Origin of the sequence: Dokdonia sinensis, from assembly GCF_003688895.1 — a bacterium.
Lineage (GTDB): Bacteria > Bacteroidota > Bacteroidia > Flavobacteriales > Flavobacteriaceae > Dokdonia > Dokdonia sinensis.
Map to the genome: position 1 here is coordinate 155886 of NZ_REFV01000002.1, position 13243 is coordinate 169128.

The following is a 13243-nucleotide window of genomic DNA, read 5'->3' on the forward strand; positions in this document are numbered from 1 at the left end:
AGTATGTACGCTTTCGCGAAAGCAAAAAAGAACGGTACCTATTAAGATTTATCAATCACATCTTCCACCTTCTTGCGTAAACTAGAAATACATTCCTCAAAAGTGCCATAAACCTCAGATTGAGGAATCAAGTTTGGAATAATCCCAATGCGTTCGAGCATATATTTAGGTTGTTTCTTAAGACCCACAATATGTAGTTTAATACCCGCCTGTTTTAATTGTAGCACCGTATCTTCTATAGCGTATACTCCTGATTGATCTACATATGGAACGCGTCCCATACGTAATATTACGTCTGATGCCGTAGCTGGGATTTGCTTTGTAAGTGCAGAAAACTCGCTAGTATATCCGAAAAATAGTGGACCGCTAAGATGTTTTATAAATATTTCTTCCTTCAGTTTTTCGGGGAAGCTTACTTCATCACTCCATTTATTGTCGTTAGGGTTGAGGCTTTTAAAGTCTACGATTCTAGATTGCCTTGCTGTAAAATCTCCCATCTTTTTCATAAACATTAGGCAGGATAGAACTAAGCCTATTCCAACAGCAGCTACCAGATCCCAAACCACAGCTAGAACCATAACCGTAAACATGATAATGACTTCAGAACTTAGCTTTAGAGGCCCTACTTTTATGTCTTTTGGTAAATTAGGAATAGCCTTCAGGCCCTTATAATCCATAACCCCAAAACCGACGGTGATTAGTATACCTGCAAGAACAGCAGCCGGAATTTGAGAGGCAACAGGTCCTAGTCCTAAAAGGATAATAAGTAATAGCACAGCTGCTACCATCCCAGAAAGTTTAGTCTTTGCCCCTGAATTTATATTTACTACCGTTCTTATTGTCGCACCAGCTCCTGGAAGCCCTCCGAAAATAGAAGCAACAGCGTTCCCTATCCCCTGACCTACAAGTTCTTTGTTGGGTTTATGGTTTGTTTTTGTCATATTATCTGCAATGACGGAGGTGAGTAGAGAATCTATGGCACCTAAAAAAGAGAGAGAAAGTGCTGTAAGAATATACGGTGAAATTGTGCTAAAACTAAACTCAGTGATAATACCTAAATTTATCTTTGGGAAACCAACCGGTATCTCCTGTATCGCTCGATATTCAAATGGTGCAACATACGCTATACCTGAGACCACAAGCAGTGCGACCAGTGTGCTGGGCACCGCTGTAGTGATTTTCTTAAAGCCATAAATAATGAATATCGTTGCGAGCGCCAGGGCAAGCTCAATCCAGTTTATGTTTTGGACAGCTCTTCCTATTACCTTAAAAGTTCCTACCACTCCAGAGGAAGCTGCCTTAGCAAGGATGATAGCCTCTTTGTTTATGTCTTCGGATTGTCCTTCTCTCGCTAGTCGTATGGTTTCTTCAAAATTTTCAAGAACCAGTAACCCTTCTCCAGCCTCATCCCTTAAAGTTTTCTCAAGTAACACTTCTTGTGCTTGAGGAGTAAAACTCTGTACAAACTCTGTATCATCATTAGGATAATAGCCCACTGCGGGAAGAATTTGTGTGATAAGTATCATAATACCTATAGCAGTCATAAAACCAGAAATCACAGGATAAGGAATGTACTTTATATATTTCCCTATTCCTGCGGCTCCAAGTATAATCTGAAAAACCCCAGCAAGTAAAAATACAGTAAGAATAGCTGGAAGCGCCTTTTCCATATCACCATCATTAGCTGCAAGAATCCCTGCAATAACAACCATACTTACTGCGGTCATTGGTGCTGTAGGCCCAGATATTTGGGTAGGCGTTCCGCCAAAAAGCGCAGCAACAAAACCTATAAAAATCGCGCCATAGAGCCCTGCACTTGGACCTAGTCCAGAAGAAACACCAAAGGCAAGAGCAAGTGGCAGGGCTACAATACCTGCAGTAATTCCTCCAAAGGCATCGCCCTTTAGATGTTTAAAGAAGTCTTTCATACTAGATAACAATTTTTTTGAAGGTAAACTATTTACATACAAAACGGCAGATTCTCATTGAAACTGCCGTTTAAGACGAGCGAATATTTTATTTACGTTTGATCTTGGGGAATTTTTACATAAAGAGTACTTCCCCATTTGAGATATCATAAACACCGCCTACTATTTTAATATCCCCAGCTTCTTCCATCTCTTTAAGAAGTGGGCTGTCATTGCGCATCTTTTCAATAGTCATATGCACATTTTTTGTAACCACATCATTTACAAATGTCTTATTTGCACTTGTACGTTCTGATGCTTCTTCGGGATGAGTAGTAGCGTGTACGGCTGGGCGTATTTTAGACAACAGCGCTGTGATATTACCAAGTTGTACGTCGTCGCAGGCACCTTTTACAGCACCACACATGGTGTGCCCCAGAACTACTACAAGTTTAGAACCAGCTACTTTGCAGCCGTATTCTATACTTCCTAAAACGTCTTCATTTACTATATTTCCTGCCACACGAGCACTAAAAATATCACCTATTCCTTGATCAAAAACAATCTCAGCAGGTACTCTGGAGTCTATACAGCTTAAAACAACAGAATGTGGCCATTGACCTCCTGTAGTGTCTTTAACTTGATTAAGTAAATCTCTGTCCGCAACTTTTGCAGCTACAAATCTTTTATTTCCCTCTTTAAGAAGGTTTAATGCATCTACTGGGCTCGTGGCGTCTTGTATTTCTTTGTTAAATGTCTTCATATCATTTATTTTTTTGAATCCCAAAGTCATCAGCACCTGGGAGTTTATTAATTATTAAATTATGCAGTCTCTTTCTTAGGCCGGAACCTGAAAAACTCAATATAACTAGGAGGATTTTCTACTATACCACGTTCTGAGACTAGTTTTATATTTATGTTACGCTGTTTTGCCTTAAATGCAAAATCTTCTAAAATCTCTATGATGTCTGGATCCAGATATCTTGTTTTACGTACATCAAGTTCTAAAAAAGAATTTTCTGGTAGTCCATCTAATTCTTTTAAAATTGCACCCTTGTTAAAGAAGGTTACTTCTTCTGCTAGCGTCATTTTTACCTTTCCATCTGTAGGATCATCATTCTCTTTATGTAAAAAGTGTGAGTTTTTATAGCTCTTGTAGAGTACGATAACGATCCCAACAACTAGTCCCAATGCAAGGCCCTTAAGTAAATCAAGCATTACAATACCCACTACTGTGACCATAAACGGCACAAATTGCGTCCATCCCCCATCGTACATTGCTTTAAATGTTGATGGCTTTGCTAACTTGTATCCTACAATAAAGAGTACAGCTGCAAGCACGGACAGTGGAATTTTCTGTAATAAAAACGGTATGGCAGCTACAGATGCAATTAATAAAAATCCGTGTATGATTGCCGAGGCTTTTGTCTTACCGCCCGACTGAATATTAGCCGAAGAGCGCACGATTACTTGTGTAATAGGTAATCCTCCTATAAAACCAGATACGATGTTACCTGCTCCTTGAGCAAGAAGCTCTCTGTTTGTTGGGGTTACTCTTTTTGCTGGGTCCAGTTTATCTGTCGCTTCCACACATAAAAGTGTTTCGAGGCTTGCCACTAGAGCGATTGTAAACGCGGTAATTAACACCGGTGCCGTAAACGCCTGACTCCAATCTGGGGTAACAAAATTTGTAAGTAGCCCCTCTGTGTTCCTGTCTTCACTCAAAGAAACAAGATGCGCTTCTGTAATACCATAGTCAGTCCCTTGTGTGAATACATAGTAAATAATTCCTACAACTACTACCACTAAAGGACCTTGTACTAGCTCAAAAAACTTCCCTTTTTTTGAAAGCACATTACTCCATAATATTAATAGAGCAAGTGAGATTAACCCGATGATAGTAGGCCCTAAGCTCGGGTCGCCTATTGCGTTGAGAATTTCTGAAAAAGTGTTTTCTCCATCTACCTGAAAGAAAGCAAAATCTCCTTCTGGATCATCATCATCCCCCAAAAAGTGCGGGATTTGTTTAAGAATAATGATAATCCCAATACCTGTAAGCATTCCTCGTATTACAGAGCTGGGGAAATAATACCCTATAATTCCCAATCTTGCCACTCCAAAAAGAATTTGGATAACACCACCTATCACTACTGCAGATAGGAAGACTTTAAAACCTAATTGATCTATCGCTACAAGTACAATGGCAGCAAGACCTGCTGCTGGACCACTTACACCTACACTCGATCCACTTAATGCTCCTACAACGATACCTCCGACGATACCTGCAATAAGACCAGAAAAAAGCGGGGCTCCACTAGCGAGAGCAATCCCTAAACATAATGGTAGGGCTACAAAAAATACTACAATACTCGCGGGGAGATCATTTTTCAAATATTTAAACATACTATAATAATTAGTTCCATCTCAAAAAATCCGGATGGAAAAAGTGACTACTAAAAAAGGGATCGCTAAGGGCGAAATAATAGAAATAGGAAGAATTAAACTCGGGGAGGTGGGAAGTTTACATCAGGGGAGTATGTATAGATTTTATCTTGATAAAAGAAATTTGAATTATGAGTAACCTTAAATTGCGCCACAATAGGGGTGCTGTAATTTTCAAAGTATTTATCTCCCTCTTCTGTGTCTATCTTAATTTCATTGTTAGACTCTTCTTCAAAGTCGTTAACAATTTCAATATTGACACCATTTTCCAACAGTGCGATGATAGAAGGCCCCGAAATTGAAAGGCACATCAAGATTGCAAACACACAAGAAAATAACGTTTTAAGCATAAATTAAAAATTCTTATCTCAAAGATAAAAAAAATTAATATTGAATGTTCAATATTAAGATAGACTTGGCAATTAAGAATTCTATGATATGTTTTGATTTTAGGGTACAAAAAAAGGAGTTTTTACAACTCCTTTATATCAGTAGTAGGAATCCAACCAGATTTTCCGTCTGCAATCTGGATGCGCTTCCAATTTTTAACGGTTTCTAGAATCAATACTTTTGTTCCTTCGTGTAGAATAAATGCTTCAGTACTTGCGAGATTTGGTTCTGACTTTACAGTAGACTCTGTTGCAAATACGATAGCAGGGTTGTCTTTTTCTGCTTTCGCGAAAGCGTTATAAGCAAACATCAAACTCAGTCCAGCAAGAAGAAGAGCAACAAAAGTTGCTGCAAAAAACACCCTTTTTCTTCCCGTCCCATAGCTAAAATAATAGGCGAGAAAAAATGCAACAAAAAACATAGCTAAAATTACAGTAGTATACGCCCATCCATCTGTAGTAAGTAGGTTAAGAATATTGTTATAATATTTCTTTATCGTATTTTCTGGAAGTGGTGTAATGGCATCTATTTTCATTTTAGAAGCAAAAGCGGCATTATTTTTAATATCAGGATCTGCTGGAGCGAGCAATTTTGCTTTTTCATAATAGTAAATACTAGGCGCAACATTATTTAATTTATAATGAGCATTAGCCAGATTATAGTAAACCGCGGCGCTTTCTTTGCCACTATCCAAAACTTTCTGATAGGCATCTATGGCTTCTTGAAATTGTCCATCTGCATAATGTTTGTTTCCCGTTTCAAATGATTGCTCTGGGTTTTGAGCTTGAAGTTGGAAAACCGATATCATAAAAACGGCCATCACTATATGTTGGATTGCTTTTTTCATCGCTATAATTGTTTGTCCATAGTAGAAATAACACGCACCGCTTTATCATAATCCTGCTGCATCGCCACACTACTCGCTGGAGTATACCGTGCAAACTCGCAACTTTCAAGTAAACTGATAAACTCAATAGTAGTTGCATTTTCCAGATCGCGCTCGTTGAGCAGTTTTGTGATACGATCTTTAGACATCTCGCTGGTAGTGATGTTGAGCTTTGCTTTGAGATAATTATGCAAAGCTCGCTCCATTGCGATATAGAATTCTTTCTGGTTGCCTAAATTTTTCTTTGCAGCACTTAGGAATTTACGGGCAAGCTTATCTGCTTTTCGTATACGGTTTCCAGTAACATCATTTGCATACGCCATACGTTTTTTCCTAACTATCATCGCAAGAGGAATGAGTAATAACGGACCGAATGTAAGTGCCCAGAACGACTTTGATTTAAAGAAGCGTTCTTTTTTCTGGGGCTGCAAGTTTGTTTTAAGTTTAATGTATTCAAACTGCGTATCTGCCGCAACAACGCTTTGTTGCTGGGGTAGATCTCCACCTTGAGTAATAGTCCCAGCACTATCAGTTGGGCCATTTTCAACAGTTACTATTATATTTTCGGAGGTTTGACGTTCGTATTTTCCCGTGTTAGGATTGAAGAATGTAAACGAAAACTGAGGTATAGGATACGTACCTTTATACTGTGGCACTACCGTGTAGGTCTCTTTTTTTAAACCGCTCATTCCGGCTAAATTGGTCCTGATTCTGTCTTCGCTTTCTGGCTCATAAACTTCTAGAGAACTTGGTAATGTGGGCTCAGGAAGCGGAAAAAGTTTAAGGTTTCCTTTGCCTTGAATTTCAACACTTAATTGAAACGCCTCTCCTGCATCTAAAGAGTTTTTATCTGTGCGCACCGCAAAGTCAAAATCTCCTACGGCACCTGTAAAATCATCTGGTTTTCCAGCAGTAGGTAATGCCTTAACATTTATTGTCCTGGTAGGAGCGCTTATGGTGATGTTTGTGTTTTTCGTCAAGCGACGTCCAAAGATGTCTCGTCTATTTGTAGGAACACTAACTGCTACGCTCAAGCTTAACGGTTCAATCTCGAGTTTACCAGTTTTTTGGGGATATAAAACCGTGCGTCGCAATATGACATAGCGATACGGCTCACCGTCATATTCACCGTCATAAATCTTAAATTGTTTCTCGTCTATATTCTGGCTCCAAAAATCGGCAAACTTAGGAGAGTCTAGCTCGCGCCAGTTGCTCACACTTGTTTCTGGAGCAACATACAGTTTGTACACGACATTAAATGCCTCGTTGATGTAAGGGCTTGTTTTAGAGACCTCTGCAACGAGGTGTATGTTTTCTTTAGCAAGAAATGTGGGGTCGTTCGGATCTTTAGGAACCTCGACGGCCGCAGTTACAACAACATTTACAGGAGGTGTCTTATATACCTCACCATTTATCGTGATTTCGGCCTGATCTATAGTAAGTGTTCCCCGTTCCTGAGGTTGTAAGAAGTAACCATACGTTTTTGAATAAGTAAGTTTCCCATTATTGCTCACCCGGCTGATGGCTTGATTAGGGCCGCCTACGACTACAAATCCTTCAAAACTAGGTGGGCGAAAGCCGTCTCCGTCTTGATTAACCGTAAAATCTACGCGCAAGCGTTCATTAATACCCAGTTTTTTCTTGCTCACTTTTGTATCAAACTGTACATCCTGCGCAAACACCGTAGTGCTGGCAAAAAATATTAAAACGAGTATGTAAGCTATTTTTTTCATTACCAATCTTTCTCCGTCTTAACTTTTGCTCCTTTTACCTTTTGAGCATTCATTTTTTCCTGTGTCTTCTTCTCCTGGTCCTGCATCGCCTCTAGCAGGTTTTTTACTTGCTGTGGAGATAATTGTCCCTGTTGCGGTTGTTGCTGTTGGGGTTTCTTTTCTTCATCACCTTTGCCGCCTTGCTGATCTTGTTTTTTATCTTCTGGCTTTCCATTTTCATCTTCTTTTTGCTCCCCTTCGTCTTTCTTTTCGTCGCCTTTATCTTCTGTTTCTTTCTCCTTACCGTCGTCACCTTCTTTTTGATCACCGTCGCCGTTTTGGTCCTTCTGGTTTTCGTCTTTATTTTCTTGCTCTTTGTCTTTGTTTTCGTTTTCATCGTCGCCGCCTCCGCCGCCTCCGCCGTTTTTCTCTTTCTCTTTTTTTGCAAGTTGCAGGTTATAACGAGTTTCCTCGTCCGTAGGATCGTTTCTTAAAGCATTTTTATAAGCTTCTACCGCGCCTTCAAATTGTTTTTGCTGGTACAGTGCATTGCCTAGATTGTGGTAAGCTTTGTGCTTTTCTTTTTTGGTTTTGGCAACAGCTGTCGCTTTGATTAGCGCATCAGTGCTTTCTTCCCATTTTTTGTTTTTATAGTAGTTGTTCCCAGCATTATATTTTGCGGGTACGCTCTCTGGTGTGAGTGATATGGCGGCGCGTAGTTTAGATTCCGCTTTCGCGAAAGCGTCAAAATCAACAACACCTCCATCTTGATTTGTCAGTGCTTCTGTTCCTTCAATAATAAGGTCGCGGGACTCCGAAGCGTATGGATTTTCTGGAGCTTCAGTCTTTTTATCCTGACCCCAGGCAGTAAATGAAAGTGTGGCAAACGCCAAAAGTAAAACCTTTCTCATTGCTTAGTTTTCATTAAATAAATTCAACTTTTTGAGCCAACCTGTTTTTTTATCCAGTAAAAAGATATCGAGAAACAGGAATAAAAGTGCAACCCCTAGAAACCATTGAAACTGGTCTTTAAAGTCTGCAAACTGCTTAGCCTCAAACTCTTTCTTATCCATACTGTTAAGCAAATTCTGTACCGTTTCTACCACATCTGCCGTATTGCTACCATCTAGATATTCTCCGTTTGCTTCGGCGGCGATGTCTTTTAGAGTTTGGGCATCCAGACGGGTGATGACCGTCTCTCCGTTTTGGTCCTTTTTGTATGCTTGAACAACACCGTTGCGCTTTAAAGGAATAGGACCACCTTCAGGTTTTCCTACGCCTATGGTGAAGATGCGTATGCCCTCTTCGTTTGCCTGTTCGGCGAGATTTGAGGCCTCTCCCACGTGGTCTTCTCCATCTGAAATGATAAAAAGGACACGATTGGTCTGTTCTTCGTCGTTATAATAGGTTTTCGCTAGTTCGATAGCCTCTGCGATTGCTGTTCCCTGACTGGATAGCATATCGGTATTCATTTGGCTAAGGAAGAGCTTTGCACTGCTATAGTCTGTAGTTATGGGTAATTGTGGATACGCACTTCCCGCATAAGCAATGATCCCAATGCGGTCGCTTCCTAGGTTATTGATAATTTGCGTGACGAGTTGCTTGGATTTCTCAATGCGATTAGGCGCGATATCTTCAGCGAGCATAGATTTTGATACGTCTATTGCAAAAACAACATCCACACCCTCACGTTTTACGGTTTCTAGCTTTGTGCCCATTTTGAGGTTTACGAGCCCAAAAACGAGGAAGAAAATCGCTATACATAAGATCAGAATTTTGAGCGTAGGTTTAAAATAAGATCGGTCAGGACTTAGCTGTTTGAGCAACGGTTGGGATGCAAATCTCTTCTGGGCACTGCGTTGCCACACCACCACACCTAAGTAAAGCAGTATTACCAGCGGTATTGCCAGCAGTAACCAAAACCATATTTTTTCTTCTAGTAAGTACATTAAAAATGTATTTCTTTTGTCATTTCCGCGAAGGCAGAAATCTCAATTCACATTGTCATAAATCTTTAAACAAAACTCCTAAACACTGTATACTTTAATAACAACTCGATAAGCAATAATAAGCCTGCCAGCAATACTAGTGGTCTGTATTTCTCCTCGTAATTTGTGTATTTAAACTCCTCGACATCTGTCTTCTCGAGTTTGTCTATCTCGTCGTAAATCTCCTTGAGCTTCTCATTGTTCGTTGCTCGGAAGTATTGTCCACCCGTTGTAGCAGCAATTTCTTTGAGTAACTCTTCGTCTATAGTAACTTTTACATTGTCATACACAAAGCTATTTCCATTAAGACCTACGGGTGATAAAGCCATCCCATTTGTTCCCATCCCAATGGTGTACACCTTAATGCCAAATTCCTGGGCCAGCTCTGCGGCAATGCGAGGGTCAATCTGCCCTGCATTGTTCTCACCATCTGTCATTAATATAATGACTTTACTAAGCGCTTTACTATCTTTTAGTCTGTTTACACCTGTGGCAAGTCCCATTCCTATGGCTGTTCCTCCTTCTATGATATTATTGTACTCCACACTTTTTAAAGCGCTTAATACAATGCTCTTGTCGCTGGTAATCGGTGTTTTTGTAAAACTTTCTCCGGCATACTCTACAATACCGATACGGTCGTTAGGTCTACCATTTATAAACTTTGCCGCAACTGTTTTTAGAGCGGTAAGTCTGTTGGGGCGTAAATCCTTAGCCAGCATACTCGCCGAAACATCAATAGAAATAACAATATCAATCCCTCGTGTTGTCTTTGTTTTGGTCGAGACTTCTACATTTCTAGGTCTAGCAAGGGCGGTAATGATGAGCGCCATTGTGGCCAATCTTAAGATAAAAAGTATAGGGCGCAATTTTGGAAGAATACTGCTTCCCGTTTTAAATCCTTTTAGACTCGATATTTTTACAGCAGGTGTTTGTTTCTTCCGTTTCCACAAGTACCAAGCGATAGCGACTGGTAGTGCGAGAAGCAACCAGAAAAACTCAGGATTTGAAAATTCAAAATTTGAGAGCATTATTTTTCCTGTTTTGGGGCTTGAAGTTCAACACTCTGTAATACACGTTCTGCGATTTGCTTGCTGTATTCATCTTCCTCCTGCCAGCTTATAAAAAGCTGTTGCACGATATTCTCTGCCTGAAAAGTGAGCATCGCATACTCACCAGAAATTTCAACGCCTTTCTTTTCATTTTTTAAAGTCCCTGTCCCGAACGTTTTTAAACCTTCGGCGCCGTTAGGTGTTTTGTATTTTTCGTTCTTAACTAAATCTGCCGTGAATCCTTGCGCCTCAAACTCTGCCAGCTGGCTATTTATTAATTGCTCGAGTTGAACCTCTGTGCCTTGCGGGAACTTGAATTGATAAACCGCTACCGAAACATTAGGTGGCACCGTGGCCCAAGCAAAGGCCGTAGCTTCCATTTTTCCTTGTGCTTCTGGAGGGAGTGGCACATCTTGTCGCACTAAAACCTTTGGCGTGCTCACGACCATAGACGGTGATCCGTACTCGCTGGTGATCCAGGTTCCTTCGGCGAGCTCTCTGGTGGCGTTTCCGAGGATAAAATCTCTTACTTCGTCATAACCTTTTACAGCAATCCCGATTCCTGTGGCTATAAGTAAAATGGCCAATACTCCGCCTATTCCTGTAAGCCAAAGTTTTCTTTTACGCTTTCGCGAAAGCGTCTCACGGTAATCCTCCTGCTTCATCAATTCCTCAACAGTAGGAGCGGGGAGCGCTTCTTTAGTCTCCTTTACAATCTCCTCAACTACCAGGCGGTCTGCGTGGGCTTTTCCCTCTGGCGGATTTACACGGGCAAACTTGATAAGGTCTGCACGTTTAAAAATGTCCTTAAGCTTAGCAATGGTCTGTGTGCTGAAAGGGATGTGACCACTCTCACGTTCCATTTCTAGGCGCTCCAGCAGTTCGTCTGTCGTACTTTCCATCGCGCGATCGTACACTTTTTCATCATAGTAGCGACGTACGGCATCTGTTAGTACGGAGTAGTATTCTTTGTACTTAGCATTTGCAATGAAGTCTTTGCTGTCCAGTTCGTGCAGGGTTGCAAGCGCCTTTTCAAAAGGAGGCACATATTTTTCGGCTTCTTTTTGTTTTTTATTTCGGCGTAGGAGCCACCATAAAAATGCTCCTATGGCAAGCGCAACGGGTAGAATCCACAAGAGATATTTCCACCAGTTGCTGTAATCTTTTGGTAATTCAATAACCGGTTTAATGTCGTAAAGGCCTTGGTTTACGGTGTCTAAAATAACATTGCGCACTTCAACACGGAAAGAGTCTGTCTCAACCGTACGCGTGCCGATCAAGATTTTTTGTCTCGGTATTTTATAAGACCCGCTATCAAATTGAGTCAGCCCGTATTTTTTAATCAGTCGCACTTTTGCCGAGGCAGAACTAGCCGTATCTACCGCATAACTCTCAATCATCTCCAGCGGACTAAAAGTCTGTCCCTCTGGAAAAACAACGGGTTCTCCCTCGTTTGCCAGGACTTCAACTTTATAATTAATTTGTTGGCCTATAAGGATTTGTGTGGAGTCTATGGTTGCTAGGACTTCTTTTTCTTGGGCGTTTGCTTGTGAGAATAGAAAGCAGAAAATAATGAACAGGGAAAACGTGCGCAGGATTGCGTTTTTGGACTGTATGCTATTTTTATTTTTTCTATTCATTTATGTAATGGTCTTCATACTCTTATGGGTTACGTGCTCGCCTTCGGCTTTGCCCGTGACCCGCCCCGCTTTCCTGCGGAAACCACCCCTCCCTTTCAGGGTGGGGAGCCATTAAGTGTCAGCCTTTGGCTCCATAATGCAATGCGGAGCTTTTTTCGTTACGAGCTTTGCTCGTGTCCTAAAAAGTCCTACGTCCTATGTCAGGGTGTGCAACACCCAAGTCTTAGGTCATTTTTCGCGAAAGCGAAAACATTACCCTCTCCTCTTAAAATACCCCAATAACTTTTTTACATAACTCTCATCCGTACGAACATCAATCACTCCTGCACCACTACGACGGAAGGTTTCTTTAAAATAATCTACCCGGTCATTGTAATATTGAGCGTAGTTGTTACGTACTTTTTTTGAGCCCGTGTTCACTAATAATAATTCTCCTGTTTCTTCATCCTCCATCTGGACGATTCCGAGACTGGGAATACTTTCTTCTCGCTGATCATATATCCTGATTCCAGTGATATCGTGTTTATTTGCAGCGATTTTCATCGTTTGTTCGTATCCATCTGTCATAAAATCTGAAAGCACAAAAACGATAGCTTTCTTTTTCATCACATTACTCAAGAACTTTATGGCTTGGGCAAGATCTGTTTTCTTGGATTTTGGCTTAAATTCTAATAGTTCTCGTATAATGCGTAGGACGTGCGATTTTCCTTTTTTAGGAGGAATAAATAATTCAATCTCGTCTGTAAAAAGAATGAGACCTATTTTATCATTGTTCTGCATCGCACTAAAGGCTAAGGTTGCAGCCACTTCGGTTACAATCTCGTTTTTAAACTGCTCGTCCGTCCCAAAAAATTCTGACCCAGAAACATCTGCCACGAGCATCATTGTGAGTTCACGCTCTTCTTCAAAAACTTTGATGTAAGGCTCGCTATATCGAGCAGTAACATTCCAATCGATATTACGTACATCATCCCCAAACTGATATTGTCGCACCTCAGAAAAAGTCATACCACGCCCCTTGAAGGTCGAGTGGTACTCGCCACCAAAAATGTGATCAGACAACCTACGTGTCTTAATCTCAATCTTGCGTACTTTTTTGAGAAGTTCTTTTGTATCCAATTGTTTCAGTTTGTAGTATTCAATTCCAGTTTACAGTTAAAATCTTTAAGAATTTGCAACGCCAGCAACACTTTGATTGCTGACTGCTGACTGCTGACTGCGACTGTAAG

11 protein-coding genes are annotated in these 13243 nt (G+C 40.7%); all 11 read right to left on the bottom strand.

Going from position 1 to position 13243, the window contains the following annotated elements; genetic code table 11:
* Positions 1-41 precede the first annotated feature (41 nt).
* The 11 genes from EAX61_RS02780 to EAX61_RS02830 all read right to left on the bottom strand — a co-directional run bounded on the left by EAX61_RS02780 (position 42) and on the right by EAX61_RS02830 (position 13133).
* Positions 42-1928 carry a SulP family inorganic anion transporter gene (locus tag EAX61_RS02780; protein WP_121916136.1) on the bottom strand — a complete coding sequence of 629 codons (1887 nt, stop codon included), beginning with the start codon at positions 1926-1928 and terminating at the stop codon, positions 42-44.
* A 115-nt stretch (positions 1929-2043) separates the two neighbouring features.
* On the bottom strand, positions 2044-2700 hold the full coding sequence (locus EAX61_RS02785; RefSeq protein WP_121916137.1) for a carbonic anhydrase family protein: 657 nt from the start codon (positions 2698-2700) through the stop codon (positions 2044-2046).
* Positions 2701-2729: 29 nt separating this feature from the next.
* The gene (locus EAX61_RS02790; protein WP_121916138.1) at positions 2730-4310 is read right to left on the bottom strand and encodes a SulP family inorganic anion transporter; all 1581 of its coding nucleotides are present in this window, start codon (positions 4308-4310) and stop codon (positions 2730-2732) included.
* Positions 4311-4405: 95 nt separating this feature from the next.
* A complete protein-coding gene (locus EAX61_RS02795; RefSeq protein ID WP_147448324.1) occupies positions 4406-4699 on the bottom strand; it encodes a hypothetical protein in 294 nt (97 codons plus the stop codon).
* Between the two features lie 122 nt (positions 4700-4821).
* Positions 4822-5586, bottom strand: coding sequence for a tetratricopeptide repeat protein (locus EAX61_RS02800; protein WP_121916140.1), 765 nt, complete (start codon positions 5584-5586; stop codon positions 4822-4824).
* Positions 5587-5588: 2 nt separating this feature from the next.
* Positions 5589-7358, bottom strand: coding sequence for a BatD family protein (locus tag EAX61_RS02805; RefSeq protein WP_121916141.1), 1770 nt, complete (start codon positions 7356-7358; stop codon positions 5589-5591).
* Positions 7358-8248, bottom strand: a complete 891-nt coding sequence (locus tag EAX61_RS02810) for a tetratricopeptide repeat protein (RefSeq protein ID WP_121916142.1) — start codon at positions 8246-8248, stop codon at positions 7358-7360. Before EAX61_RS02810 ends, EAX61_RS02805 begins: the two co-directional genes overlap by 1 nt.
* Positions 8249-8251: 3 nt before the next feature.
* Complete coding sequence (locus tag EAX61_RS02815; RefSeq protein ID WP_121916143.1) at positions 8252-9286, bottom strand: vWA domain-containing protein; 1035 nt, start codon at positions 9284-9286, stop codon at positions 8252-8254.
* Between the two features lie 65 nt (positions 9287-9351).
* Positions 9352-10353 carry a vWA domain-containing protein gene (locus EAX61_RS02820; protein WP_121916144.1) on the bottom strand — a complete coding sequence of 334 codons (1002 nt, stop codon included), beginning with the start codon at positions 10351-10353 and terminating at the stop codon, positions 9352-9354.
* Positions 10353-12014 (bottom strand): hypothetical protein, encoded by a 1662-nt coding sequence (locus EAX61_RS02825; protein ID WP_121916145.1) that lies wholly within the window; start codon positions 12012-12014, stop codon positions 10353-10355. Before EAX61_RS02825 ends, EAX61_RS02820 begins: the two co-directional genes overlap by 1 nt.
* A gap of 252 nt (positions 12015-12266) precedes the next feature.
* Complete coding sequence (locus EAX61_RS02830; protein ID WP_121916146.1) at positions 12267-13133, bottom strand: DUF58 domain-containing protein; 867 nt, start codon at positions 13131-13133, stop codon at positions 12267-12269.
* Between the last annotated feature and the right edge of the window lie 110 nt (positions 13134-13243).